Below are 25,704 nucleotides of genomic sequence, written 5' to 3' on the forward strand. Positions count from 1 at the left end.
TCAGGCTCCCAACTTCTCGAGCAGCTCGGTCAGCGCCGCGACGGCGTCGATCTTCATGGTGAGATAGCCATCCGGCTTGTGCTCGGCGTCCGCGAACGCCTTCTCAGGTCCGGCCAACAGCACCTCGCGAATGCCCGCGGCGCGCAGCGCGTCCACGGCCGCCGCGCCGTCCGCGCCGTATGCCTTGTCGGTGCCGCACAGCACGGCGATGCTCGCACCGGACGCCGTCGCCTCGGCGCCGAGCGCGTCGAACGCGATGGGCCCGGGGTTCACCGCCTCGATGCCGCCGGACGCAAGCAGGTTGGCCGCGAACGTCGTTCGCACGTTGTGCTCGGCAACCGTGCCGAGCGGGGCGAGGAACACCGTCGGGCGCGATCCGTTCGCCGCGAAGAAGGCATCGGAGCGATCCCGCAGCGTCTCGAAGTCCTGCGCGTACCGCGCGACCCCGGGCAGGCGTCCGGCGGTGGCGGGTACGACGGGCTCGGTGAGGTTCGGGAATTCGTTGACACCGGTGAGCGAGGTCTTGCGGTGCGCGATATCGGTGCGACGGCGCGCGGCTGTTGCCGCGATCCGGTCGGCGACGACACCGGACTCGAGCGCCTTGCGGTATCCGCCGGCCGCCTCGATCTGCTGTACGAACTCCCACGCCTGCGCAGCGAGGTCGGTGGTCATCGACTCCACGAACCAGGACCCGCCTGCGGGGTCGAGCACCCGGCCGAGATGCGACTCCTCGAGCAGCAGCAGCTGGATGTTGCGGGCGACGCGTTGCGCGAACGACGCGGAGACATCGAGGGCGCCGGCGGGCAGCGCGGCATCGAACGGCAGCACGGTGACCGTGTCCGCGCCACCGACACCCGCACCGAACGCGGCCAGAGTCGTGCGCAGCATGTTCACCCAAGGGTCGCGCTGCGACATCATCGCCGCGGACGTGACCGCATGCTGTGGTGCGCCGCCGTGCCCGGGGGCACCGACCACCTCGGCGACGCGCGCCCACACCTGACGGGCCGCGCGGAACTTGGCGATCGCGGTGAACTGGTCATCGGTGGCCGCGAACCGGAAGGCGAGCTGACCCAGTGCGGCCTCGACGCTCAGGCCCGCATCGGCACCGGTGAGCGCGCGCAGATAGTCGAGACCGACAGCGACCGCGGCACCGAGTTCCTCGGCGTCGGAAGCGCCCGCGTTGTGGAACACGGCACCGTCGACGGTGATCGCGCGGATGGTCTCGGGCCGATCGTGCGCGGCGACGGCGAGTTCGACCAACGACGCGGTATCAATCGTGTCGACGCCGGCGAAGCGATCGGTGAGCGGTGCGGCACCGAGATCGATCTGCACGTCGGCTCGGTCGGCAACGCCGTCGACTGCCGCGATCCGCTCGTCGAGCAGCGCGAAGATCGCGGCAGCAGCGGCGGCGACGTCGGCACCCGCGTCCAGCGTGAGTGGCGCCAGATCCAGCAGCACGCCTTCGAGCGCGGCGCCGAGATCGGCAACCGGGACACCGGCCGACCCGGTTGCGAGCCACAGCGCGCCGACACCGTTGTCCAAGCCGTCGAGTACGAGCCGGTTCACCGCTGCCGCGTCGGCCCCGGCGGCGCCGTAACGCGCGCCGACGAACCACCCGCGATTCACGTCACGGTGCGCGTCGCGGCCCCGGACGTAGGGGAACGCGCCGGGCAGCGCCGGTTCGGTGAGTTCGTCGTGCTCGGTATAGAGCGGAGCAACGGTCACACCGTCGTAGGTGATGACATCGAGCAGCCGCTCGGGCTCCGCCGGGAGGTCTGCGGGATCGGTCCGGTGCGCCTTTGCGAGCACCGCCCCCACGCCTTTACGCCAGTCGGCGTAGGCCTCGTCCCGCCCCGCGTCGGGCCCTGATGCAATCGGCATTGCTGATGCTTCCTCTTCCACTCGACTCGTGGTGTGACTACCGTGCGTTCGCTCGGTCGATGTGGCCCGCGTCGCTCGGTTGTCATGATGCTAACCGGACGGGCGGGTGCGCCTTTCCCGTGGTCGCGAGTACCCACGGGTAACCTCTTTCTTCGTGCGTACGAAAGCCGATCCGAAGCTGCTGGCCGGGGCTGCCGCCCTGGCCGCGGCGATCGTCATCGCGTTGCTCGTTCCGCATCCGAATGCCGACGGGGTCGAGCACTGGGTGCGCTCGTTCGGTCCCTGGGTTCCGCTCGTGTTCCTGCTACTGCACGCCGTGGTCACCGTGGCGCCGTTCCCGCGCACAGTGTTCACGCTGTGCGCCGGACTGCTTTTCGGGCCGGTCGTGGGCGTTGGCCTGGCAGTTTCCGCTACCACGGCGAGCGCGGTGCTCGCGTTGATCCTGGTGCGCGCCCTCGGCCGCGACGCCGTCTCGGCACGCCTCACCCACCCGGTGGCGCGGGCCGTCGACGTGCGCTTGGCGCGGCGGGGATGGCTCGCCGTCGGATCGCTGCGTCTGATGGCTCCGGTGCCGTTCTCGGTGATCAACTACTGCTGCGCGGTGTCGTCGGTGCGGATACTCCCGTACACCCTGGCGACGCTGATCGGTGTGATTCCCGGCACAATTTCGGTGGTGGTGCTCGGTGCGGCGCTCACCGGCGACGCACATCCCGCGATGTTCGCGGTTTCCGCTGCCTGCCTCGTGCTCGGCGCGGCCGGACTCCTCATCGACGCCCGACTCGCGGCACCCGCGCCCGTGCCCGCGGCGAACGAAAAGCGGACGGATCCGGATTCGGCTCCATCAAGCGCTAGTGCTTGAACTGGGACAATCAAGCTTTTTGACTTGATTTGAATAAATCAAGCTTCTACACTTAACGAATGTTCGTCCTCACCGTCGATCAACAACGCAGTCGACGTGACGTCGATCGCGTGGATGACCTGCTCGCCGACCTCCCGCCCGTGCCGATGGTGCGCGGCTTCGAACGCACAGCAGGCGACGAAGTTCAGGGCGTCACCGCTTCGGCCGAGGCGGTCGTCGAACTCGCTCTCGACTTCATCCGGCGTGGTCACTGGAGCATCGGCATCGGCATCGGTTCCGTCGAAGAACCCCTCCCCTCGTCCACGCGCGCCGGCCGTGGCCCCGCGTTCGAGGCGGCGCGCCGCGCCGTCGACCGGGCGAAGCGTGCACCCGCGAATCTGGCCGTCGAGGGCGGCGATGACACTCGCGCCGCGGACGCGGAAACGGTGCTGACCCTGCTGGCACTGCTCGTCGCCCGGCGCTCCGAGCACGGCCACGCCGCGGTCGCGCTGATGCGCACACATCCGAGTCAGTCGGTGGCGGCCGATACCCTCGGCATCAGCAATCAGGCGATGTCGCAACGACTGGCGGCGGCCGGGTGGCACGCCGAGGCACCGGGACGATCGCTTGCCGTCAAACTGCTGACCGAAGCGGGAGCCGCATGAACACCCAGGCGATGGCCGGATGAAAGCGACGGCCCGATGAATATTGCCGCGCTGATCCTGCTCGGCGCCACCGCGGTGGCGCCGCTGTTGTTGGGCCACCGCCGGATTCCGATGTGGATCTCGCCCGCCGTCACGGCCGCCCTCGCCACCGCGGCAGCGATTCTGGCCGGTTACGGCGATGCAGTGCACGGGTTCGCAATCGGTGCGACCGCGGTGCTCTCGGTCGCCGCCGCCGCGCTCGGTGGACTCCCCTTCGCACCCCTGGCGTTCCGCATTGCCCGCCGACAGTCCGATCGCGCGGACCCTGCGGACAGTGCCGATCTGCGCGACACCACCGATCCCGGTCCGTTGCGCGGTGGGCTGATGATCGGGGTCTTCGAGCGCATCGCGATCGTCGTGACGGTGCTCGCCGGCTGGCCGGAGGGAATCGTCGTGGTACTCGGCGTGAAGGGCCTCGCCCGCTATCCCGAACTGCGCGAACCCAAGCCGCACGCCAGCGAGCAGTTCATCATCGGCACGTTCGCCAGCGTGCTCTGGGCCTTGGCCATCGGGGGCATCGGGCGAGGCATGTTCACCTGAGTCCGGTCAGTCAGCTCGTCGGTGGCAGCTGCTCCGGTGGCTGCCACCCCACCGACTCCTGCTGACGCTGATGCAGCTGCGGGGAGATGTGCGTCGGATTCTCCACCGGCGTGCGTGCGTCGGCCTCCGCGGCCCGGACCGCGCGCTGGATCTCCGGATCGGTGGTCGTGTCGAACCAGCCGGCCACCTCGTCCGAATCGTCTTCGGGCTTAGGCACATCCACGTCCTCGGGTGGCTGATACCGGAAGACGCCGTCTTCGCCCGGCGCACCGAGGCTCTTCGCGAAACCCTTGAGCGCGTCGCCGAAGTCGCTCGGCACCAGCCACACCTTGTTGGCGTCGCCTTGCGCCATCTGCGGCAACGTCTGCAGGTACTGGTAGGCCAACAATTCCGGCGTCGGCTTGCCCGACTTGATCGCGGCGAACACCTTCTCGATCGCCTTGGCCTGGCCCTGCGCCTGCAGGTATTTGGCGGCTCGCTCACCCTGTGCACGCAGGATCCGGGACTGCCGCTCGCCCTCGGCGGCCAGAATCGAGGCCTGCTTGGCGCCCTCGGCCGACAGGATCTGGCTCTGCTTCTGGCCTTCGGCGGTCTTTATCGACGATTCCCGAATCCCCTCGGCGTTGAGAATCATCGCGCGCTTCTCGCGGTCCGCCTTCATCTGCTTCTCCATCGACTCCTGGATCGACGCCGGCGGATCGATGCTCTTCAGTTCCACCCGCGCGACGCGCAGACCCCAGCGCCCGGTGGCCTCGTCGAGCACGCCACGCAACTGCCCGTTGATCGAGTCACGCGAGGTGAGCGTCTCTTCCAGCGTCATGCCGCCGACCACGTTGCGCAGCGTGGTGACGGTCAGCTGCTCGACCGCCGCGATGTAGTTGCTGATCTCGTAGACCGCGGACTGCGGGCTGGTGACCTGGAAGTAGACGACGGTGTCGATATGCAGGGTGAGATTGTCCTGGGTGATCACCGGCTGCGGTGGGAAGGACACCACGCGTTCGCGCAGGTCGACCTTGGCCCGGATCCGGTCGACGAACGGCACCAGAAACGTCAGCTGTCCCGACACGGTGCGGGAGTAGCGGCCGAGACGCTCGATCACCGCGGCCTCCGCCTGCGGAATCAGTGCGACGGCCCGGTACACGATGATCGCCGCCAGCAGCACGACGACCGCCAGCACGATGAGTGCTGCCATTACGACCCCTTCCACACGACGGCGGTGGCGCCGTCGATCTTCATCACAATGACGGTGCTCCCGGCGGGGTACACCTCGGTCGTGTCGAGCGGACGCGCGGTCCAGACCTCACCGCCGATCTTCACCTGCCCGGCGTGTGCGCCGATCTCCTCGAGCACGAGCGCGTGCTTTCCGGTCAACGCGGCGACATTGGTCGGTGTCGGCGGCGGCGCGGAGAACCTGCGCAGCAACATCGGACGGACAAGCAACAGCAGTGAAATCGAGGTAACCGCGAAGACCACCCCATCGATCCACACCGGCCAATCCGTCACCGCGCTCACGCCCGCGGTGACGAGCGCACCACCGGCGAGCATGATCAAGAAAAGGTCGCCGGACAACGCCTCGGCGGCAGCCAGCAATATCCCCCCGACAAGCCAAACAAATGGTGCCACAACACCACTCTAGCCAAGGGTGGCACGCAGTCCGCGACTTGCGAACGACATGGCGAATCGTGTCAGTCCACCGGCTCGGTGACGAAGTCGACGAGTTGTTCCACCGCGCCGATCAACGGCGCCTCCAGATCCCGGAACGAGTTCACCGCCTCGTAGACGCGGCGCCAACCCTGCTGCGGCGTCCCCCAGCCCAACCGCCGGCAGACGCCGGTCTTCCAGTCCTCGCCGCGCGGCACCTCGGGCCAGCCGTCGATGTGCAGCGCCTGCGGTCGAACCGCTTGCCACACATCGACATACGGGTGACCGGTGACGAGCACATCGGGCCCGAGGCCGGTGGTCAGGTGGGTTTCCTTCGAGCCGGTGACGAGATGATCGACCAGCACCCCGACCCGACGGCCCGGCCCCGGCACGAACTCGCCGAGCCGGGCGCCGAGGTTGTCGAGGCCTTCGAGGTGTTCGACGACGACGCCTTCCACCCGCAGATCGTGCCCCCATACTCGCTCCACCAGCGCAGCGTCGTGCACTCCCTCGACCCAGATCCGGCTTGCCCGCGCCACCCGCGCCCGCAGCCCCTCGACCCGGGTGGAACCCGACGCCGACCGCGTCGGTGTCGCCGGGGTGCGCCCAGCCGGACGGACCAGGGTCACCGGGGCGCCGTCGACCAGGAAAGCCGCCTCGCGCAGCGCGAACAGCCGAACCCGGCCGTGCCGATCCTCCAGCTTCACGAACTCGCCGTCGTAGCTGCGTTCGAAGCCGACGACGGCACCGCAGAAACCCGTCGCCGCGTCTTCGACGACGAGATCTCGGGCCCCCTCGACCCGCGGTACCTGCTTGCGGCGGGTGCGGGAATGGCCCGCCAAAATGTCCGCGCGATAGCGATCTTGCCCAGTCACGAGCGAAGACGGTAGGCGAGTGAGGCCGCCGCGCGCGGCTCGCCACGCCGTCCTATCCTCGATCAGTATGTGCACTCCCAGCGCGACCCTGACGGCGTGGGCCGGTTCGTGGCTCGCCGGTGCCGCCGCGCCCGACGACGTCCTCGACGCGCTGCACGCGTGGGCACCGAGGCACCGGGTCGGCGCAGCGGACGCGGTCACCGCGGGATGCGTCGGAATGCCGTGGCCGGAGACCGAGACGACCGGGCTCACCGAGCTACTGAAAACCGTGCGCGAGGCGGTCGCAGCGCCCGGCGCGCGACTCCGACTGGTGCTGCCGGTGGCCGGAGACGTACGCGGGCTCGCCGCGGGCAGTCCGTTCGCGGCCGCGGCGGTCGCGGCCGGTGAAGGCCTGCTCGCGGGGACACCGGGCGCGACGGGTGTCGGGTTGGTGCCCCATCGGCCCACGGCGGAAACGATGCAGTGGACGCTGTTCAGCGAAGTGTTACCCGATCTGCCCGAGGAGATATCGCTCGGCGAGGCCGAATACGCGATGCGCGAGGCAGTCCGCGCCGCCGCCGACGCATTGGCCGCGCTACAGAGCGTCGCCGTCGGTTCGGCCGCCGACCCGAGGGCACTTGTCGAAGCAGAGCTGAATCGATCGGCCTCGCACTCCTACCCGAGTTCGATGCCGATCCGGGCGCGCCGCGTGCTCGACTCAGCCGACCGGGTGGCGGCAATCCTCACGGTGGCCGCGCGGCAACCGGCTTCCGCACCCGCGTCGGTCTCCGGGGCCGGCCTGCAGGAGGACGCGCTGCGCCCGCTGTGGACGGCGATCCGCACCGCTCGTCTCGCCGCGGTCAACTCAGCGTCCTGATCCTCCGCTCCGCGCAGCGGAGAGTTCGGATCCACAGCAACTCGGATGGCACACCGTGCCGTCCACTCCGACGCCGTAGCCGGGCACCGTACCGAGCCGCCGAACGGGTGTCTGCGCCATAACTTCGCGCACGAGTTCCACCACCATCCGCGCGAACCGCGGATCGCTCCCCGGCGTAGCGGCGCGGGCAAAACTCAGCCCGAGTTCCTCGGCCTTCGCGGCGGCTTCGTTGTCGAGGTCCCACACCACTTCGAGGTGGTCGGAGACGAACCCCACCGGGCAGACAACGACCGCTTCCACGCCCCCGCCGGCCAGCGCGTCGAGATGGTCGCAGATATCGGGTTCCAGCCATGGCACCGATGGCGGGCCGGACCGCGACTGCCACACCAGGTCGTACTCGGTGAAACCAGCTGCGCCGGCGCACAACCGCGCGGCCTCGGCGACCTGCCGGCTGTAGAGGCGGCCACCATCCACGGGCGGGCCGGCACTCTCATCCGCGGCGACCGGGACCGAATGCGCGGTGAACACCAGTCGCGCGGCCGCCCGGTGCTGTTCGGGCAGTTCGGCAACCGCAGCGGTGATCGCGTCCGCGAAGGCCGCGATGAACAGCGGGTGGTCGTAGTACTGCCGCAGCCGGGTCAGGGTCGGCGCACCCGTGCCGACCGCAGCGCGGGCGCGGGCGATGTCCTCGTGGTACTGCCGGCAGCCCGAGTAGCCACCCCAGGCGGAGGTGGCCAGCACGAGCGCCGATTCGACGCCGTCCGCACGCATCCGATCCACCGTGTCCTCGACCATCGGATGCCAGTTCCGGTTCCCGAAATACACCGGAAGATCGATTGCCGCCGTGGCGAACTCGCGCTCGACGTCGGCAATGACGGCGCGGTTGAGCGCGTTGATCGGCGACACTCCCCCGAAGTGGTGGTAGTGCTGCGCCACTGCCTCCAGCCGTGCCCGCGGGATACCACGCCCCCGGGTCACGTTCTCCAGGAACGGCAGCACGTCTTCGGGGCGTTCCGGGCCGCCGAACGACAGCAACAACAGTGCCTGGGCGTCCATCGATCAGCCCGCGAAGCCCTCCGGGAACCAGGTGTTGTGGCTCGCGCCGCCGTCGACGTACACGATCGACCCGGTGGTGCCCGGCAGCCAATCCGAGAGCAGCGTCACGATCGACTTGGCGACCACTGTCGGATCGTCGACGTTCCAGCCGATCGGCGACGCACCGTCCCAGTAGGTGTTGAGCATGTTGAGCTGCTTGGCATCGTCGGTCGCGGTGCCGGCGATCGCCTTGGCAGCGAGCGTCTTGATCGGGCCGGCGGCGACGAGGTTGGAGCGAATTCGCTTGGCAGCTCCCACTTCTCGTGCCACGTACCGGTTCACCGACTCCAGCGCGGCCTTGGCCACGCCCATCCAGTTGTAGTACGGCATCGCGGTGCGCGGATCGAAATCCATGCCGACGATGGAGCCGCCCTCGTTCATCACCGGCAGCACGGCGCGTGCCAGCGAGGCGTAGCTCCACGCGGAGATCTCGAATGCCTTCGCCGCATCGGAGCCGGGGCCGTCGAGGAACGGCACCGCGTCCGGGCCCATCAGGGTCTTCGGCGCCATCGCGATCGAGTGCAGCACGCCGTCGACGCCTTCGGGTGCGAGCTCACGGACCTTGTCCGCGAGCGCGTTCAGATCGTCCTCGTTGGTGATGTCCAGCCCGATCGCCGGCGGCACCTCCTGCGGCAGACGCTTGGCGATGCGGTCGATCAGCCGCAGCCGCTCCGGGATACCGGTGATGACGACCTTCGCGCCCTGGTCCTGCGCCATCGCGGCAGCATGGAACGCGATCGACGCGTCGGTGATGATCCCGGTGATCAATACGGTCTTGCCTTCGAGCAGTCCGCCCATGTTGTGTCGTCTCTCCCTGGAGTGGTCGAAAGATCTAGTGGCCCCGGCTATTAGAGAACCGGCTTATCAGTGACCCATGCCCATGCCGCCATCGACGGGGATCACGGCCCCGGAGATGTAGCCCGCCTCATCGGAGGCGAGGAAGCTGATCACAGCGGCGACGTCCTCGGGCTTGCCGGTGCGGCCGAGCGGAATGGCCTGCTTGGCCATTTCGATGTACTTGTCCTCCATCTCCGCGGTCATGTCCGTATCGATGAAGCCCGGCGCGACGACGTTGGCGGTGATGTTGCGCGAACCGATCTCACGCGCGATCGAGCGGGCCATGCCGATCAAGCCCGCCTTCGAGGCGGCGTAGTTCGACTGTCCGGGGACACCGGACATCGCGACGACCGAGCCGAGAAAGATCATCCGGCCCCACTTCGCGCGCTGCATGCCCCTGGTGGCCTGCTTCGCGCAGCGGAACGCGCCGGTCAGGTTGGCGTCGAGGACGCGGCTGAAATTCTCCTCCGTGAGGCGCATCAGCAGCATGTTCTCGGTGATGCCTGCGTTCGCGACGAGCACCTCGACGGGGCCCTGCTTCTCGGCGACCTCCTTGAAAGCGGCCTCGACCGACTCGTTGTCGGTGACATCGCACTTCACGCCCAGGATGCCGTCCGGCGCGCCGGAACCACGGTGCGTGATGGCTACTTTGTGGCCATCGGCGGCGAGGCGCTGCGCCACCGCGAGGCCGATGCCACGGTTGCCGCCGGTGACGAGTACCGATCGGGCCGTTGTTGAAGACATGTGCTCAACCTATCTGGTCGTAATGGTTCCGCCGGGAGAGGACTCAAGGTAGACGCTGACGATAGACCAACGCCGTCGCGAGGCCCGCGGTCGTCAGCACCACACCGAGGATCAGCCACGGTCGACTGGCGTCGCCGCGCGTGGTCTCGTACCCGATCTGTTCCTCGAGCGTGTCGTAGACCTTGGTCAGTTCTTCGAGGCTGGACGCGGTGAAGAACTGGCCGCCGGAGAGGTTCGCGATCTCGCGCAGGGACGGATCGTCCACCGGCACCGGCACTCGCTCGGAACCGCCCGCCTCGTTGGGGATGTCGACGGTGCCATAGCTGGTGCCGAACGAGATCGTCGAGATCGGCACGTTCTGGTTCTTCGCCTCCCGCGCAGCGGTATAGCCGCCCCGCGGGTCGTCCGGGCTCTCCGGCACCGTCTGTTTGCCGTCGGACAGCAGCACGATCCGCGCGGGCGGCGGTTCCTCGGCCCCGCCGAGTACCGCACCGAGCGTCTGGATGGACTGCAATGCGGTGAAAATCCCCTCGCCGGTGGCGGTCCGTTCGCTCAGCTGGATCTGGTCGATCGCCGACTTCGTCTCGTTGCGGTTCGGGGTCGGCGACACCAGGACCGAGGCGGTCCCGGCAAAGGTCACCAGGCCCAGGTTGATACCCGGCGTCAGCCCGTCGGCGAAGGCCTTGCCGGCCTGTTGCGCGGCCTCGAGGCGGCTCGGCTTCACGTCGGTCGACTCCATCGACAGCGACACGTCGATCACCAGGATCACGGTGGCCCGGTTGCGCGGGATCTTCTTGTCCTTGGTCGGGCCCGCAAGCGCGACGGTGAACATCAGCAATCCGACCAGCAACAGCGCGATGGGCAGGTGCCGCAGCCGGCCCGGCCGCTCCGGCGCTACCGATTCGAGTAGTTCGAGGTTGCTGAACCGCAGCATGTGCCGACGCCGACGACGCTGCGCGACGATGTAGACCGCGACGAGACCGAGCACCACGAGCGCGAAGATCAACCACCACGGTGATGCGAACTGCGAAAGACTCACTGGCGCGGCACCTTGCTCGCCGCACCGAACGTGTGCCTGCGGGTGGACACGAAACGCACCACATCGGTGATCCAGTCCCGGTCCGTGCGCAGCGTCAGCACCGGGGCGCCGCAGCTGCGCAGCACCAGTTCGACCTCGTCACGATGCCGCTGTGCAGCTTCGGCGAAGTCGGCGCGCAGTTTCGGCGTCACGGTGAACTCGCGGGTGCGACCGGTTTCCGGATCGTGCAGCACGATGTCCTCGACGTCGGGCAGCTCGAGGTCACGTGGGTCGAGCACCTCGACGGCGAGCACGTCGTGTCGTGCGGCCACTGCTCGCAGCGACCGCTGCCAGTCGATCGGGCCGAGGAAGTCACTGATCACGACAGCGAGCCCGCGCTTGCGCTGCGGGCGGCGCAAGGATTCGATCGCACCGCGCAGGTCACCGCGGACGCCGTCCGGCGCCCTCGGGGTCGTCGCCATCTTCCGCAGCATCGCCTGGGCATGGACCCGCCCGCTGCGGGCGGGCATGCGGACGGTGTCGGCGCCCGTCGCCACGACCGCGCCGATCCGATTACCACCGCCACTGGTGAGGAAGGTGATCGCGGCTGCGGCGGCGACGACGAGGTCGCGCTTCTCGCAGCCGGTGGTGCCGAAATCGAGGCTGGCCGACAGATCCGCGACCATCCACGTCTCGAGTTCGCGGTCGGCGACCATCTGCCGCACATGCGGGTGTGTGGTCCGCGCGGTCACCGACCAGTCCATCTGCCGGACATCGTCGCCCGGCTGATACAGGCGCGCGTCCCCCGGCTCCGAGCCGGGCCCGGGTATCAGCCCGAGGTGATCGCCGTGCAGCACACCGTCGAGACGACGCCGCACCGTGAGTTCGAGGGTCCGCAACGCCGCGGACAGTCGAGGGTCGCTCAGCTCACCGGCCTGCAGCGAAGGTGGCGGGTGCGCCGTCACTGCGGCGTGCTGTTCGCGTTCGGGTGCGCGGCGGCCGAAGGCACCGCCTGATTGGGTGCCTGCCCCGGGGCGGGCATCGGACCGGCGGGAACGGGACCATTGGCTCCCACCGGCACAGGGGCGGGACCATGCGGGCCCGCAGGCGCGGGGGCGATCGCCTGCGCGGCCACCTGCGGCAGACCGACGGTCTGCAACACCCGGGTGATGACGTCCTCCGGCGAAACCTCGTCGGCCAGTGCGTCGTAGGACAGCACCAGGCGATGCCGCAGCACGTCCGGGATCACCTCGAGCACGTCCTGCGGGATGACGTAGTCGCGACCGCGGATGAGCGCGAGCGCCCGCGAGGCCGCGATGATGCCCAGGCTCGCTCGCGGCGATGCGCCGTAGGACACCCAGCCCGCGACGTCATCGAGGCCGAACTCGCGCGGCTTGCGGGTGGCCGCGATGACCCGGACGACGTAGTCGACGAGCGCGTGGTGAACGAAGGTGCCGCTCGCCACCCGCTGCAGACGCACCACTTCCTCTGGACCGAGAATCTGCTTGGCCTCCGGCGGCGTCACGCCCATGCGGTAGACGATCTCCCGTTCCTCTTCGACCGAGGGATAGTCGACGACGACCTTGAACAGGAACCGGTCACGCTGCGCCTCCGGCAGCGGGTAGACGCCTTCGCTCTCGATCGGGTTCTGCGTCGCCATGACCAGGAACGGCTCGGGCATCGGGTAGGTCTTGCCGCCGATCGACAGGTGCCGTTCGGCCATCACTTCCAGCAGCGCCGACTGCACCTTCGCGGGTGCGCGGTTGATCTCGTCGGCAAGCACGAAGTTCGCCACGACCGGGCCGAGCTCGGTGTCGAACTCCTCGCGGCCCTGACGGTAAATCCTGGTACCGACGAGGTCGGTGGGGACCAGGTCGGGCGTGAACTGCACGCGCGAGAACGAGCCACCAACCACCGTCGCGAATGTCTCGACGGCGAGGGTCTTTGCGATACCGGGAACGCCCTCGAGCAGCACGTGCCCGCGGGCGAGCACACCCACGAGCAAGCGCTCGACGAGTCGGTCCTGTCCGACGATGACGCGCTTGACCTCGTAGATGGCTTTCTCGAGTGTCTGCACATCACGCGCCAGGCTCGCGCCCGTGTCGGGAACGTTTCCTGTCGGAACGTCCACGCGGTCAGTTGAGGTCACCGACAGTCCCCGCTTCCGGCTCGTCCTTGAACGCGTTTTCGCGTATCGGTACAACTATTCCAGGTGTACGCGAAAGGTGCCGCAAACGCCTCCCCTTCGGCAACTGCCGCGTCGCACGCCGCGAGCAGTGGCGGCCGCCATGCCGCCCGCGCGTGCGGGCCGATCTTCACGACATTGCCGGAATGCGGGGTTCGGGCATGGTGCCGTCGCCCAGGCGGAGCGAGATGGACCTGCTGTCGTTGTGGCCCCAGTTGTGCCGCTCGGGTGAGGACATGCGCCGATGTCGATGCCGCGATGATCCGGCGACTGCGTCGAGATCACACCGCACGGACAGCGGCATCGCCGAATTCGCGGTCACCACCCTCGCCACGTACCCGAAAACACAGTCGTCACATGCGGAGGAGCCTTCGTGCGCCTCCTCCGGTAGATGGCCGGGAGTTGACCAGCGCCGACACTGCCCGAGGCCGGGCAGACCGATTTCAGGCGCGACAGCGGTGGAGGTGAGTCCGGATGGGGTGTGGGTATGGCTTTCGCGCGAAGGCCGGCACGAACTATCGCCGACACTGAAGATTCGGCGATTTACTTCCTTGTTCAACGCGCTGAACTGCGGCAATTGGTGTGATACCGACTTGGGCCAGGAAAGCGCTCCCCGCGGTTACCGAGGGACGGCAGGGCGATCGCGGCGGCGTGTAATGACTTCGGGTGGGCCCCCGATGCTTTCTGTAGATCTGTGATTCAACTCACATTTACCTGGGTACCGTTATCGCTAAGCAAACACTCAGCGCGGCTGCACGGGAGGGAAAGGTGCGCGACATGGCCCGACGAACGGCACGGCATCGGAAAACAAAGACCCCCGGGGCAACCCCCCAATCCGTCCGTTGCGGAGTCCGCTTCCGCGCCGCCGGCGGCGGACCCGCCTTGCCGGTCGCGATTGCGACCGTAACGGCAATCATCGCCTTCGGCGGCGTCCCCAACGCGTCGATCGCGTCGGCCGACCAAACCCTCCCCCTACCTCTCGCGCCGACTGGCGCCGGTCCGGCGGGCGCAGATGGTGGCTTTGGAAGTGGATTTCCGTTTGGCGTCGGTAACGCATTCGGCTCCGGCAGCGCCGAAGCATTGGGCACCGGCAGCGCCGATGCATTGGGCACCGGCAGCGCCGAAGCATTTGGCGCCGGCAGCGGGCTGGGCGCGGGCAGCGCCGGCGAGGCGGGCACCGGCAGCGCCGGCGAGGCGGGCGCCGGCAGCGCACTGGGCGCGGGCAGCGCCGAAGCATTGGGCACAGGCAGCGCCGAAGCATTGGACACCGGCAGCGCACTGGGCGCGGGCAGCGCCGAAGCATTGGGCACCGGCAGCGCACTGGGCGCGGGCAGCGCCGAAGCATTGGGCACCGGCAGCGCCGAAGCACTGGGCACCGGCAGCGCACTGGGCGCGGGCAGCGCCGAAGCATTGGGCACCGGCAGCGCCGAAGCACTGGGCACCGGCAGCGCACTGGGCGCGGGCAGCGCCGAACTCGGCGCAGGAAGCGCGGCCACGCTCGGGGCGGGCAGCGCCGAAGCATTGGGCACCGGCAGCGCACTGGGCGCGGGCAGCGCCGAACTCGGTGTCGGAAGCGCGGCCACGCTGGCCGCTCTACTCGGTCTGGGCAGCGGCAGCGCCGCCCTTGGCAGCGCGGAACTGGGTGCCGGCAGCGCGGCGACCCTCGGTGCACTACTGGGCCTCGGTACCGGAAGTGCCCTGGGCAGTACCGAACTCGGTACCGGGAGCGCAGCTACCCTTGCTGTACTGCTCGGACTCCTGGGCAGCGGCAGTGCACTCGGTAGTGCCGAATTCGGTACCGGCAGCGCGCTCGCCCTGGAAGCGCTGCTCGGCACAGGAAGCGCCCTTGGTACCGGCAGCGCACTGCTAGCCCTGCTCCTCGGCACGGGCAGCTTGGGCACCGGCAGCGCACTGGGGTCCCTCGGCGCGGGCAGCGCCGGCGAATTGGGCACCGGCAGCGGGCTGGGTTCCCTCGGCACCGGCAGCGCACTGGGATCCCTCGGCGCAGGCAGCGCCGGCGAATTAGGCACCGGCAGCGCACTGCTAGCCCTGCTCCTCGGCACCGGCAGCGCTCTGGGATCCCTCGGCGCGGGCAGCGCCGGCGAATTGGGCACCGGCAGCGGGCTGGGTTCCCTCGGCACAGGCAGCGCACTGGGGTCCCTCGGCGCAGGCAGCGCCGGCGAATTAGGCACCGGCAGCGCACTGCTAGCCCTGCTCCTCGGCACCGGCAGCGCACTGGGATCCCTCGGCACAGGCAGCGCACTGGGGTCCCTCGGCGCGGGCAGCGCCGGCGAATTAGGCACCGGCAGCGGGCTGGGGTCCCTCGGCACCGGCAGCGCACTGGGATCCCTCGGCACCGGCAGCGCACTGGGTTCCCTCGGCACCGGCAGCGCACTGGCGGTTCCGCTCGGGATTCTCGGCGGCGGAAGTGCACTCGCGATCCCAGGACTTCTGGCGCTGTTCGGCCTCGGCTCGTCGGGTGGGGGCTCCGGCGGCGGCGCTCCCGGTCCTCAGGCAAGCCCGCAAGGTCCCGGTGGTCCCGGGGGTCCCGGTGGTCCCGGGGGTCCCGGTGGTCCCGGCGGTCCCGGTGGTCAGGGCGGCGGGGGCGGTGGTCCTTACGGCGGCGGTGGTCCCGGGGGTCCCGGCGGCGGACCGACGGGCATAGGTGGCGGCGGTGACGTACCTGTCGGGTTCATGGAGAACGTCGCCAAGAATGTCGTTCCCCGCGGCTATCCGGAAACAGGTGCCGGCGGTGCAGCCCAGCTGGCACGTGACAATGCGGTGCCGTTGACCGGTTTGACTCTTGTCTTGCTTTGCCTTGCAGCGATGATCGGGTCCCGCCGCAGAAGCAACGCTCGGAGCTGAGCGTGGCCGCATCCCCTCGCACGGGGAGAACGCGTTGGACGAGACTGTTCACGCGACTCCTCGTGATAGTGGGTGTGCTCGCAACGGTTTTCGTCACCGGGGCTGCCCTGTCGACCCCGACCGATCGACCGCAGGCCGACCCGACAGCGGTCGCACTCCCACCGGGAACTGGTGCGCCGCAGTCGATTCCGCCGCTGTCGCCGTCAACTCCGCAATCGCTGCGGATACCGGCCATCGACCTGTCGATACCGTTGATCTCGCTCGGGCTCAACGCCGACGGAACCGTGGAAGTCCCCACCGACTACGCGCAAGCAGGCTGGTACCGGCACGGACCCACACCGGGGGAAGCCGGCTCCGCGGTGATCCTCGGCCACGTCGACTCCTACCAGGGCCCCGCCGTCTTTTCCCACCTGCGCGAGCTACGACCCGGCGATCGCGTCGAGATCACACGCGCGGACAGCAGCATCGCCGAATTCGCGGTCACCACCGTCGCGACATACCCGAAGACACAGTTTCCCGCCGAACAGGTCTACGCGAACACCGACGGAAACCACTTACAACTGGTCACATGCGGAGGAGACTTCGACAGCCAGGCGCGCAGCTACCGGTCCAACGTCGTGGTCTACACGACGATGATCTCCACCTCACCGGATAGCGCGCGCCACCCGACAGGCTGAACGTCGAGCAGACCCCGACAACGCATGGAGTGCGGTGAATTACAGATTGACCAGCTCAGTCCCCGACCCTTCGCACCACCATCCGCACGACCCGCCGACCGACCGCGCTGAGGGTGGGCACGCCGGTTCATCCGCTCGCCTTCCACTTCTCGGCATCGACTCGGGGCAGCGACAGCGCCGCTGGACGATCCTGTTGCGATTGATACTCGTGCTTCCGCATTTGCTCGTGTTGACCGTCGTCGGTATCGCTGCCATCGTCGTCAGGCTTCTCGGCTGGCTGGGCACTCTGTTGATCGGGCGCCTACCGGGGTGGTGCCGTCGCTTCTTGGCGTGGTACCTCAGCTACGCCATCAGAGTGAGCGGCTATGCCTACCTCCTGGTGGACAGATACCCGCCGATCCGACCGAGTTCCGAAAACTATCCGGTGCGGATTGTGTTGCCGGAGCCCACCCGCCTCAATCGCTGGGCGGTGTTCTTCCGGACCTTGCTGAGCTTCCCTGTCCTGGTGTTGAGCGCGCTTTTCGTTGTGGGCTGGGCCGTTGCGGGACTATTCATCTGGTTGATCGTTCTGGTGCTCGGACGGATGCCGAGTCCAATCGCCCAGGCCTCCGAAGCGATCCTGCGACTGAACCTACGGACGCAGGCCTACTACGACCTGCTGACTCCCGAGTATCCGAAGCGCATCTTCGGAGACCCACTCCCGCCGAGCAAGCACGCGGCACCAACCGGCGACGACACCGACCTTCCTCCCGAGTTCCGCATCCACGTGTCCACCGGCGGACGTGCGCTCATGGCGGCAATGCTGGCCTTCGGCATCGGTGCCTATTGCGCCCAGTTGGCGTCCTCGCTCGCCATCGCGGACATGAATCGCGCTGAGCGCGAAAGTGTCGTCGCGACGGCCGAACAGGACGCCGTGATCGCGGCAGTGTCGAACTACTACCGAGCGGTCGCCGCGAACGATGGCGCACAGGCGTGCGCAATCCTCTCCCCCGCCCTCGCGCAATCGCTTGCGACACAGGCACGTACCGACAGTTGCCCGGGCGCAATCTATCTCTCCCACCGACGTGAATCGCAATCGAGGCTCGATCGGATCGCCAACATCAAATTCGACGCACGAGACGCCGACATCGACGGAAACGACGCATCGTTAGGGATCTACGAGGCCCGCAACGGCTCCGCCGAGTTGGCTCAGAAAGTGTTGCTGAAGATGCAAGAAAACGGGCAGTGGCTGATAGTCGGCCTCGGATAGGACGTCCGTCCCGATCAGGGGACCAGGCGCGCCACGTACGGCATCATGCCGTCCTCGCGCACGGGCGATACCTTCACCACGTCGCCGGACTGCGGAGCCTCGAGCATCGTGCCGTCGCCGAGGTAGAGGGCGACGTGCTGACTGCCGTTCGAACCCCAGAACAGCATGTCTCCGCGACGCATATCGTCGGCGGGGACCTGTTCGCCCGCGGTGTATTGGTAGCCGCTGTAGTGCGGCAAGGAAATACCGATGCCGGCGAACGCGTAGATCATCAGCCCGGAGCAGTCGAAGCCGACCTTGTTGTAGTCACCGTGCGCATCGGCAACGCCGCCGTCCCTGATGCCCTTGGTCGGGCCGTTTTCGTCGCCGCCGCCCCAGGCATAGGGCACACCCAGTTGCGACATCCCGCGGTCGACGACGATCTCGACCGCGGCCGGCCCGATGACCGATGGCAGCTTCGGCAGCGAACGCTTGCGCGGGGGTGGTGCGGGCGCATCGTCGTCGTCCTCGTCGAGGGTCGTGTGCGGGCGCTGCCCGGCTGCGAGTTCTGCGGCCCGGTCGCGCTGCGCCTGATCGGCTGCCACTCGCGCCGCCGCGGTAATCGCGATCTGCTTTGCCGTGTCGGCGAGCGCCGAGATCGCGGCCGCCTCTTCGCGTCGCTGCCCGTCCCAGGTGGTGTAGGCGTCCCGCTGCCCCTGCAGGCCCGAGACGTCGGCCCTGGCCGCGTCGAGTTGGACCTGGGCAGCGTCGCGACTGCGTTGGAGTTCGGACTTGCGTGAGTTCTGCTGCGCGAGCGCGGACTGCGCTGCGGCGATCGCCTGCTCGGCCGCGTCCTTCTGCGTCTGCGCCTGCGCGGCGGCGGTATCGGCATCCTGTTTCGCCTGCCGCGCGGCCGAGGCCTTGTTGGCTTGCTCGGCGCGGGCGCGCTGCAGACCGTCGAGCACCGCCTGCTGTGACTTCGACGTCAGCGCGAGCATCTGCGCCCGGTCCAGCACCTCGTCGGGGTTCTCGGCGCCGAAGTACGACGCGATCGACGCTGCGTCGCTGCCCTGGGTGTAGGTCCGCGCCGCCGACTTGTCGAAGCGCTGCTGGGCCTGGTCGATCTGGGTACTCGCGTCGGTGACTCCCTGCTGCGCGGTGCCGACCGCTGCGGTCGCGGTCGCTGCGGCGTCGCGCGCATCCTGCAGGTCGACGAGTGCCTTGTTGACATCTTCGCGACGAGTGGCGACCTCGTCGTCGAGGCGCTGCAGTTCCTCGTTTGCCGAGGCCACCTGGTTGATCAGGGCGCCAACCTGGCCGAGGACGCCGTCGACCTGTGCGCTCGCGGCGGCGATATCGGATTCGCTCGGGTTGGGCGGGGGCGGTGGAACCGCCGTGACCGAGCCGGCACAGACGACCGCGAGAACGGTGGCCAGCAGAAATCCGCAACCTGCCCGCGACACCATCGGTGGGCGCCGCCAACTTCGGGTTGTGCCCGTGCGCGACGGCTCGGTTGCCTTCGACCTTCGCCTCACTGGTTGCTCCCTCGGTCGGCTCACCACCCGGGGAGGACACGGTCACAGCTGCCCGTGCATAGCCATTGAACCCACGCGCCACCACAGAACCAACGGCACCACTGCACGCTCTGTGACACTTCTTCCCCAAAAAGTGTCAATCGCACCGTACGACACTTTTCACCCTAATGAAACTGGAGTCACAAATAACAAGGCGGTAATTCGAGGTGCCCTCACCTGGGCAAATGATCGAAAGCCGGCGTCCGGGCGAAAGCGCCGACGCCTATGCAGAAGGAATTGAAAGGGGTCGCGAAATTACTGGGGCGTGTCGGCCGCTTCGGTCGACTTCGCCGCACGCCCGGCCTTCACCAGGTACAGGCCTGCCACGGCTAGGACCGTGATGGCAACCAGCACCGCGGTCAACACGGTCCACGACAGGGCCGGCCCATCCACTTCGTCGACGAAGTTCCCGGTTGCGACGACCGGATCGCCGACAAACTTCGCGTGATCCTCGCCGGCCTCGAGTTTGACCCGGCTGATCGAATCGCTGTAGGTGCCCGCCCAGTCCGGACTGAGCACGAGCACCGTGCCGCCCTCGTCGCTCCCGACCTCGGTGGCCAAGTTTCGCAGCAACGAGTCGTGCGGTCCGTTCTCCGGGACGACGACGACGCTCAGTTGCAGTCCATCGGCACGGGCGTGCTCAACCTGTTCGGCAATCTGCGGTTCCACGTCACTCGGCGCGTACACGTGGTCGCCCGCAAGTCCGGCGACGATCGTGTCGACATCGGTATCGGGCGGGAGGTCGGCTGCGACGGGCACGAAGGTATGGGCGAACGACATCGATCATCCGGTCTCGTAGGCGGTGTGGACTCGCTCAGCACAGTACGCGAACAATCGATGCATCCGGCGGCGGACACGAGCGCCCGAATTCCTCCGCGCGATGGCCCGGGATGACCGTCGAAGACTTCTTCCAACCGCCCGGCGAAGTTCACAGGACAAGCGTACTGTTAGGCTCGGTCGGGTCGCCGCCACCGGAGCCGAACGCCCGGACCAGACGACCGATCATCCCGCCGACACAGCCTGGTCGGCGGACGTCCAAAGACGACTGGAGCTGACGTGACCGCAAGTATCGATACGTTCGGCGCCAAGGGCACCCTCGAGGTCGGAAGCGAGTCGTACGAGATCTTCCGTCTCTCCGCGGTGCCGGGTACCGAAAAACTTCCCTACGCTCTGAAAGTCCTCGCCGAGAACCTGCTGCGCACCGAGGACGGCGCCAATATCACCAAGGACCACATCGAGGCCATCGCGAACTGGGATCCCTCGGCGCAGCCGAGCGTCGAGATCCAGTTCACCCCGGCCCGCGTGATCATGCAGGACTTCACCGGCGTGCCCTGCATCGTCGACCTCGCCACCATGCGCGAGGCCGTGACCACCCTGGGCGGCGACCCCAACAAGGTCAATCCGCTCTCCCCCGCCGACATGGTCATCGACCACTCTGTGATCCTCGACGTCTTCGGTCGCGCCGACGCACTCGAGCGCAACGTCGATCTCGAATACCAGCGCAACGGTGAGCGCTACCAGTTCCTGCGCTGGGGCCAGGGCGCTTTCGACGACTTCAAGGTCGTCCCGCCCGGCATGGGCATCGTGCACCAGGTCAACATCGAGTACCTCGCACCGACCGTGATGACTCGCAACGGTCAGGCGTACCCGGACACCTGCGTCGGCACCGACTCGCACACCACGATGGTCAATGGCCTCGGCGTGCTCGGCTGGGGCGTCGGTGGCATCGAGGCAGAGGCGGCCATGCTCGGCCAGCCTGTCTCCATGCTGATCCCGCGCGTCGTCGGCTTCAAGCTGACCGGTGAGATCAAGCCGGGCGTGACCGCGACCGACGTCGTGCTCACCGTCACCGAAATGCTGCGCAAGCACGGTGTGGTCGGCAAGTTCGTCGAATTCTACGGCGCAGGCGTCGCCGAGGTGCCGCTGGCCAACCGCGCCACCCTGGGCAACATGAGCCCCGAATTCGGCTCCACCGCTGCGATCTTCCCGATCGACGGAGAGACGATCAACTACCTGCGCCTGACCGGCCGGGACGATCAGCAGCTCGCGCTCGTCGAGGCCTATGCCAAGGAACAGGGCATGTGGCACGACGCGGACCGCGAGCCCACCTACTCCGAGTACATCGAACTCGACCTGAGCACCGTAGTGCCCTCCATCGCCGGACCAAAGCGTCCGCAGGACCGGATCCTGCTGTCGGAGTCCAAGACCGCGTTCCGCAAGGACATCCACAACTACACCAGCGACGAGGAGTCCGGACCCGCCGCGGCGACTCCGCACACCCACCTCGACGAAGCCGTCGAGGAGTCGTTCCCCGCCAGCGATCCGGCTGTGCTGTCGTTTGCCGATGACGACTCCGTCGATGTCGCCTCGGCAGCGAACGGCGCCGAGGGACGTCCGAGCAAGCCGATCAAGGTGACTACCGAGGAGCGTGGGGAGTTCATCCTCGATCATGGCGCGGTCGTGGTCGCAGGCATCACCTCCTGCACCAACACCTCGAACCCGTCGGTCATGCTCGGCGCCGCACTGCTCGCCCGCAACGCCGTGGAGAAGGGTCTGTCGACCAAGCCGTGGGTCAAGACCAACATGGCGCCCGGTTCACAGGTCGTCACCGACTACTACGAGAAGGCCGGTCTCTGGCCGTACCTGGAGAAGCTGGGCTACTACCTCGGCGGCTACGGCTGCACCACCTGCATCGGTAACACCGGCCCGCTGCCGGAGGAGATCTCCAAGGCGGTCAATGACAACGACCTCACCGTCACAGCGGTGCTGTCGGGTAACCGCAACTTCGAAGGCCGCATCTCGCCCGACGTCAAGATGAACTACCTGGCTTCACCGCCGCTGGTCATCGCGTACGGCCTCGCGGGCACGATGGACTTCGATTTCGAGCACGACGCGCTGGGCCAGGACACCGACGGCAACGACGTCTTCCTCGCGGACATCTGGCCGTCCGCGCAGGAGATCGACGACACCATCAAGTCGGCGATCAACCGCGAGATGTTCACCAAGTCCTACGCCACGATCTTCGCCGGCGACCATCGCTGGCAGAACCTCGAGACCCCCGAGGGCGACACGTTCGCGTGGGACGAGAACTCGACCTATGTCCGCAAGGCGCCGTACTTCGACGGCATGGAGATGGAGCCGGCTCCGGTCAGCGACATCGCGGGCGCCCGCGTGCTCGCGCTGCTCGGCGATTCGGTCACCACCGACCACATCAGCCCGGCCGGCCCGATCAAGCCCGGCACCCCGGCGGCACAGTACCTCGATTCGCACGGCGTGGAGCGCAAGGACTACAACTCCCTCGGCTCGCGGCGCGGCAACCACGAGGTGATGATCCGCGGCACGTTCGCGAACATCCGGCTGAAGAACCAACTGCTCGACGATGTCTCCGGCGGCTACACCCGTGACTTCACGCAGGACGGTGGCCCGCAGGCGTTCATCTACGACGCGTCGCAGAACTACCAGGAAGCCGGCATCCCGCTGGTCGTCCTGGGCGGCAAGGAGTATGGCTCGGGCTCGTCGCGCGACTGGGCCGCGAAGGGCACCAGCCTGCTCGGCGTGAAGGCGGTCATCACCGAATCCTTCGAGCGGATCCACCGCTCGAACCTCATCGGTATGGGCGTCATCCCGCTGCAGTTCCCCGAGGGCGAATCGGCCAAGTCGCTGAACCTCGACGGCACCGAGACCTTCGACATCACGGGCATCGCAACCCTCAACGAGGGAAAGACGCCGAAGACGGTGCATGTGACCGCCACGAAGGAGAACGACGAGAAGGTCGAGTTCGACGCGGTGGTGCGCATCGACACCCCGGGTGAGGCGGACTACTTCCGCAACGGCGGCATCCTGCAGTACGTGCTGCGGAACATGATCAACAGCTGATCCGACAGCGATCGCCGAGTGTGATACCCGGCCGGCGTCAGCGCGCCGGCCGGGCGTCTCGCTCACCCGAAGGCGGGCACGTGCCCACCCGCCGACGAAGGAGGCAGCATTTGCCAAAGGTCAGCGAGGACCACCTCGCGGCGCGGCGCAGTCAGATCCTCGACGGCGCGCGACGCTGTTTCGCCGAGTTCGGCTTCGAGGGCGCGACGGTTCGTCGGCTCGAGGAAGCGACCGGCCTGTCGCGCGGCGCGATCTTTCACCACTACCGCGACAAGGACGCGTTGTTTCTGGCGCTCGCCCGCGAGGACGCGCGCCGGATGGCGGACGTCGCCGCCAACGAGGGCCTCGTGCAGGTCATGCGCGACATGCTGTCGGAACCCGAGCAGTTCGACTGGCTCACGACGCGGCTCGAGATCGCGCGCCGGCTGCGCACCGACTACGAGTTCCGCAAGGATTGGTCCGAACACTCGGCCGAACTGACCGACGCGACACTGGCCCGACTCGAGAAGCAGCGGGCGGCGGGACGACTGCGCGAGGACGTCCCCACCGATGTCGTGCTCGGCTTTCTCGACGTCGTGCTCGACGGACTCATCGCCCGGATCGCCTCCGGGCAGTCCGACGACAACCTGCCCGCGGTGCTCGACCTGGTCGAGGAGTCGGTGCGGCGCAGCGGCTGAGCCGCTCGACGAGCACAGCGGCTGAGCCGCTCGACGAGCACAGTGGCTGAGCCGCTCGATCAACACCGCGGCCGAGTATGTCTATCCGGCGCCCGGCTTACGCCGGTTCGCCCCGCCGCGTCCCCGCAGTGTGACGTCGGCTTCGACCAGCACGTTGTGAATGAAGCCGTACGAGCGACCGGTCGCCTGTGCGAGCGAGCGGATACTGGCCCCAGCCTCGTACTGCCTCTTCAGCTGGCCCTGCAATCTATCGCGGGATTTTCCGGTCACCCGCGTTCCCTTGGGAATTCCCGAACCGCTGCCCATGGCGTCCTCCCGTTCGGCTGAGCCGGGCTGCGTTCAAGGCTAGCGACCTCGCGCCGCGATGATCAACGAAATCGCAGATCGCGGGGGGATTTCCCTCGGCAAACGTGTACGGGCGAACTCGCCTCAGGCGAGCGTGATGAGATCGAGGTAGTCCTGGGACCAATGATCCTCGGTGCCATCCGGCAGCAGGATCACCCGTTCCGGCGACAACGCCTCGGCTGCACCGGGGTCGTGGGTCACCAGAACGACGGCGCCCGCATAGCTGCGCAACGCGTCGAGCACCTGCTCGCGCGAGATGGGATCCAGGTTGTTGGTGGGCTCGTCGAGCAGCAGCACGTTCGCCGCCGACGACACCAGTCCGGCGAGCGCGAGACGCGTCTTCTCACCACCGGAAAGCGTGCCGGCCGGCTGGTCGAGCTGCGGCCCGGTGAACATGAACGCGCCGAGTAGGCCACGCAGATCCTGCTCCCCCGCGTCCGGCGCGGCGTGGCGGATGTTCTCCCACACCGTCGCGTTGTCGTCGAGGGTGTCGTGCTCCTGGGCGAAGTAGCCGATCTTCAGCCCGTGGCCGGGCTCCAATTGGCCGAGGTCGGGCGTCTCCACGCCGGCCAGCAGGCGCAGCAGCGTCGTCTTGCCCGCACCATTGAGGCCGAGGATGACGACGCGACTACCGCGGTCGATCGCGAGGTCGACGCCGGTGAAGATCTCCAGCGAGCCGTAGACCTTGGTGAGTTCCTTGGCCATCAGCGGCGTCTTGCCGCACGCCGCCGGGTTCGGGAAGCGGATCTTTGCGACCTTGTCGGCGACGCGAATGTCGTCGAGGTCGTTCATCAGCTTGTCCGCGCGCTTGGCCATGTTCTGCGCGGCGGTCGCCTTGGTGGCCTTGGCACCGAGCTTGGCGGCCTGCGTCCGCAAGGCGCCGGCCTTCTTCTCGGCGTTGGCGCGCTCGCGGCGGCGGCGCTGTTCGTCGGTCGCACGCGCGTCCATGTACTTGTGCCAGCCCATGTTGTACATGTCGGCCTCACCACGAACCGCGTCGAGGAACCACACCTTGTTGACGACGTCCGCGAGCAAATCGACGTCGTGGCTGATCACGACCAGGCCGCCGTCATGGCTCTGCAGGAACCCGCGCAGCCAGGTGATGGAGTCGGCATCGAGGTGGTTGGTCGGCTCGTCGAGCAGCAGCGTGGTGTTCGACTTGCCACCGGACCCGTCGGAGGCGGCGAACAGGATTCGGGCCAGTTCGACACGCCGGCGCTGACCGCCGGACAACGTATGCAGTTGCTG

At 68.0% G+C, this 25,704-nt stretch carries 23 protein-coding genes; 9 read left to right on the forward strand and 14 right to left on the reverse strand.

Annotated features, from left to right (window positions below):
* Positions 1 to 1,881 (reverse strand): methylmalonyl-CoA mutase small subunit, encoded by a 1,881-nt coding sequence (gene mutA / locus OG921_RS26010; RefSeq protein WP_266115447.1) that lies wholly within the window; start codon positions 1,879 to 1,881, stop codon positions 1 to 3.
* Positions 1,882 to 2,035: 154 nt separating this feature from the next.
* Here mutA and OG921_RS26015 point away from each other — a divergent pair, with 154 nt between their 5' ends.
* From OG921_RS26015 to OG921_RS26025, 3 genes are read left to right on the forward strand one after another with little or no spacing between them, the layout of a single operon-like run.
* On the forward strand, positions 2,036 to 2,740 hold the full coding sequence (locus OG921_RS26015; RefSeq protein ID WP_266115448.1) for a TVP38/TMEM64 family protein: 705 nt from the start codon (positions 2,036 to 2,038) through the stop codon (positions 2,738 to 2,740).
* A 59-nt stretch (positions 2,741 to 2,799) separates the two neighbouring features.
* Entirely contained in the window at positions 2,800 to 3,384 is a 585-nt protein-coding gene (locus tag OG921_RS26020; protein ID WP_266115449.1) for a hypothetical protein, read from the forward strand.
* A gap of 36 nt (positions 3,385 to 3,420) precedes the next feature.
* Entirely contained in the window at positions 3,421 to 3,963 is a 543-nt protein-coding gene (locus tag OG921_RS26025) for a hypothetical protein (protein ID WP_266115450.1), read from the forward strand.
* Between the two features lie 10 nt (positions 3,964 to 3,973).
* Here the strand turns inward: OG921_RS26025 and OG921_RS26030 are convergent, their stop codons facing one another.
* From OG921_RS26030 to OG921_RS26040, 3 genes are all read right to left on the reverse strand, one after another.
* A complete protein-coding gene (locus tag OG921_RS26030) occupies positions 3,974 to 5,155 on the reverse strand; it encodes an SPFH domain-containing protein (protein WP_266115451.1) in 1,182 nt (393 codons plus the stop codon).
* Entirely contained in the window at positions 5,155 to 5,586 is a 432-nt protein-coding gene (locus OG921_RS26035) for an NfeD family protein (RefSeq protein ID WP_266115452.1), read from the reverse strand. The genes OG921_RS26030 and OG921_RS26035 overlap by 1 nt, the downstream gene beginning before the upstream one ends.
* A 62-nt stretch (positions 5,587 to 5,648) precedes the next feature.
* Positions 5,649 to 6,479: a DUF3097 domain-containing protein gene (locus OG921_RS26040; RefSeq protein WP_266115453.1), complete on the reverse strand. Its 831-nt coding sequence runs from the start codon at positions 6,477 to 6,479 to the stop codon at positions 5,649 to 5,651.
* 67 nt (positions 6,480 to 6,546) lie between these two features.
* Here OG921_RS26040 and OG921_RS26045 point away from each other — a divergent pair, with 67 nt between their 5' ends.
* On the forward strand, positions 6,547 to 7,335 hold the full coding sequence (locus OG921_RS26045; RefSeq protein WP_266115454.1) for a hypothetical protein: 789 nt from the start codon (positions 6,547 to 6,549) through the stop codon (positions 7,333 to 7,335).
* Here OG921_RS26045 and OG921_RS26050 read toward each other — a convergent pair.
* The 6 genes from OG921_RS26050 to OG921_RS26075 all read right to left on the reverse strand — a co-directional run bounded on the left by OG921_RS26050 (position 7,324) and on the right by OG921_RS26075 (position 13,118).
* The gene (locus OG921_RS26050; RefSeq protein WP_266115455.1) at positions 7,324 to 8,391 is read right to left on the reverse strand and encodes a ferrochelatase; all 1,068 of its coding nucleotides are present in this window, start codon (positions 8,389 to 8,391) and stop codon (positions 7,324 to 7,326) included. The genes OG921_RS26045 and OG921_RS26050 overlap by 12 nt on opposite strands.
* A gap of 3 nt (positions 8,392 to 8,394) precedes the next feature.
* Entirely contained in the window at positions 8,395 to 9,228 is an 834-nt protein-coding gene (gene inhA, locus OG921_RS26055; protein ID WP_266115456.1) for an NADH-dependent enoyl-ACP reductase InhA, read from the reverse strand.
* A gap of 66 nt (positions 9,229 to 9,294) precedes the next feature.
* Complete coding sequence (gene fabG1, locus OG921_RS26060; RefSeq protein WP_266115457.1) at positions 9,295 to 10,011, reverse strand: 3-oxoacyl-ACP reductase FabG1; 717 nt, start codon at positions 10,009 to 10,011, stop codon at positions 9,295 to 9,297.
* Between the two features lie 43 nt (positions 10,012 to 10,054).
* Positions 10,055 to 11,050, reverse strand: coding sequence for a VWA domain-containing protein (locus OG921_RS26065; protein WP_266115458.1), 996 nt, complete (start codon positions 11,048 to 11,050; stop codon positions 10,055 to 10,057).
* The gene (locus OG921_RS26070) at positions 11,047 to 11,994 is read right to left on the reverse strand and encodes a DUF58 domain-containing protein (protein WP_266115459.1); all 948 of its coding nucleotides are present in this window, start codon (positions 11,992 to 11,994) and stop codon (positions 11,047 to 11,049) included. Before OG921_RS26070 ends, OG921_RS26065 begins: the two co-directional genes overlap by 4 nt.
* Complete coding sequence (locus tag OG921_RS26075) at positions 11,991 to 13,118, reverse strand: MoxR family ATPase (protein WP_266115472.1); 1,128 nt, start codon at positions 13,116 to 13,118, stop codon at positions 11,991 to 11,993. The genes OG921_RS26070 and OG921_RS26075 overlap by 4 nt, the downstream gene beginning before the upstream one ends.
* A gap of 978 nt (positions 13,119 to 14,096) precedes the next feature.
* Here OG921_RS26075 and OG921_RS26080 point away from each other — a divergent pair.
* The 3 genes from OG921_RS26080 to OG921_RS26090 all read left to right on the forward strand — a co-directional run bounded on the left by OG921_RS26080 (position 14,097) and on the right by OG921_RS26090 (position 18,005).
* On the forward strand, positions 14,097 to 16,079 hold the full coding sequence (locus OG921_RS26080) for a hypothetical protein (protein WP_266115460.1): 1,983 nt from the start codon (positions 14,097 to 14,099) through the stop codon (positions 16,077 to 16,079).
* Between the two features lie 74 nt (positions 16,080 to 16,153).
* On the forward strand, positions 16,154 to 16,756 hold the full coding sequence (locus tag OG921_RS26085) for a class F sortase (RefSeq protein ID WP_266115461.1): 603 nt from the start codon (positions 16,154 to 16,156) through the stop codon (positions 16,754 to 16,756).
* A gap of 34 nt (positions 16,757 to 16,790) precedes the next feature.
* Positions 16,791 to 18,005, forward strand: a complete 1,215-nt coding sequence (locus OG921_RS26090; protein WP_266115462.1) for a DUF4389 domain-containing protein — start codon at positions 16,791 to 16,793, stop codon at positions 18,003 to 18,005.
* Positions 18,006 to 18,019: 14 nt separating this feature from the next.
* On the opposite strand, the gene OG921_RS26095 is transcribed toward OG921_RS26090, so the two are convergent.
* Positions 18,020 to 19,450, reverse strand: coding sequence for an NlpC/P60 family protein (locus OG921_RS26095; RefSeq protein ID WP_266115463.1), 1,431 nt, complete (start codon positions 19,448 to 19,450; stop codon positions 18,020 to 18,022).
* A gap of 363 nt (positions 19,451 to 19,813) precedes the next feature.
* Positions 19,814 to 20,338, reverse strand: a complete 525-nt coding sequence (locus tag OG921_RS26100; protein ID WP_266115464.1) for a DUF6676 family protein — start codon at positions 20,336 to 20,338, stop codon at positions 19,814 to 19,816.
* Between the two features lie 276 nt (positions 20,339 to 20,614).
* Between OG921_RS26100 and acnA the strand changes: the two genes are divergently transcribed.
* Positions 20,615 to 23,434 (forward strand): aconitate hydratase AcnA, encoded by a 2,820-nt coding sequence (gene acnA / locus OG921_RS26105; protein WP_266115465.1) that lies wholly within the window; start codon positions 20,615 to 20,617, stop codon positions 23,432 to 23,434.
* A gap of 110 nt (positions 23,435 to 23,544) precedes the next feature.
* The gene (locus OG921_RS26110; protein ID WP_266115466.1) at positions 23,545 to 24,111 is read left to right on the forward strand and encodes a TetR/AcrR family transcriptional regulator; all 567 of its coding nucleotides are present in this window, start codon (positions 23,545 to 23,547) and stop codon (positions 24,109 to 24,111) included.
* Positions 24,112 to 24,192: 81 nt separating this feature from the next.
* Here OG921_RS26110 and OG921_RS26115 read toward each other — a convergent pair whose 3' ends face one another.
* The gene (locus OG921_RS26115; protein WP_266115467.1) at positions 24,193 to 24,417 is read right to left on the reverse strand and encodes a helix-turn-helix domain-containing protein; all 225 of its coding nucleotides are present in this window, start codon (positions 24,415 to 24,417) and stop codon (positions 24,193 to 24,195) included.
* Between the two features lie 123 nt (positions 24,418 to 24,540).
* On the reverse strand, positions 24,541 to 25,704 hold a 1,164-nt coding region (locus OG921_RS26120), incomplete at its 5' end, for an ABC-F family ATP-binding cassette domain-containing protein (protein ID WP_266115468.1).

Origin of the sequence: Aldersonia sp. NBC_00410 (assembly GCF_026342035.1) — a bacterium.
Lineage (GTDB): Bacteria > Actinomycetota > Actinomycetes > Mycobacteriales > Mycobacteriaceae > Aldersonia.

Excerpts from the sequence above, each read along its gene's own strand:
- mutA (WP_266115447.1), bottom strand. The coding sequence starts at position 1,881 with ATGCCGATTGCATCAGGGCCCGACGCGGGGCGGGACGAGGCCTACGCC.
- OG921_RS26020 (WP_266115449.1), top strand. The coding sequence starts at position 2,800 with ATGTTCGTCCTCACCGTCGATCAACAACGCAGTCGACGTGACGTCGAT.
- OG921_RS26025 (WP_266115450.1), top strand. The coding sequence starts at position 3,421 with ATGAATATTGCCGCGCTGATCCTGCTCGGCGCCACCGCGGTGGCGCCG.
- OG921_RS26030 (WP_266115451.1), bottom strand. The coding sequence starts at position 5,155 with ATGGCAGCACTCATCGTGCTGGCGGTCGTCGTGCTGCTGGCGGCGATC.
- OG921_RS26045 (WP_266115454.1), top strand. The coding sequence starts at position 6,547 with ATGTGCACTCCCAGCGCGACCCTGACGGCGTGGGCCGGTTCGTGGCTC.
- OG921_RS26050 (WP_266115455.1), bottom strand. The coding sequence starts at position 8,391 with ATGGACGCCCAGGCACTGTTGTTGCTGTCGTTCGGCGGCCCGGAACGC.
- inhA (WP_266115456.1), bottom strand. The coding sequence starts at position 9,228 with ATGGGCGGACTGCTCGAAGGCAAGACCGTATTGATCACCGGGATCATC.
- fabG1 (WP_266115457.1), bottom strand. The coding sequence starts at position 10,011 with ATGTCTTCAACAACGGCCCGATCGGTACTCGTCACCGGCGGCAACCGT.
- OG921_RS26095 (WP_266115463.1), bottom strand. The coding sequence starts at position 19,450 with ATGGTGTCGCGGGCAGGTTGCGGATTTCTGCTGGCCACCGTTCTCGCG.
- OG921_RS26100 (WP_266115464.1), bottom strand. The coding sequence starts at position 20,338 with ATGTCGTTCGCCCATACCTTCGTGCCCGTCGCAGCCGACCTCCCGCCC.
- OG921_RS26115 (WP_266115467.1), bottom strand. The coding sequence starts at position 24,417 with ATGGGCAGCGGTTCGGGAATTCCCAAGGGAACGCGGGTGACCGGAAAA.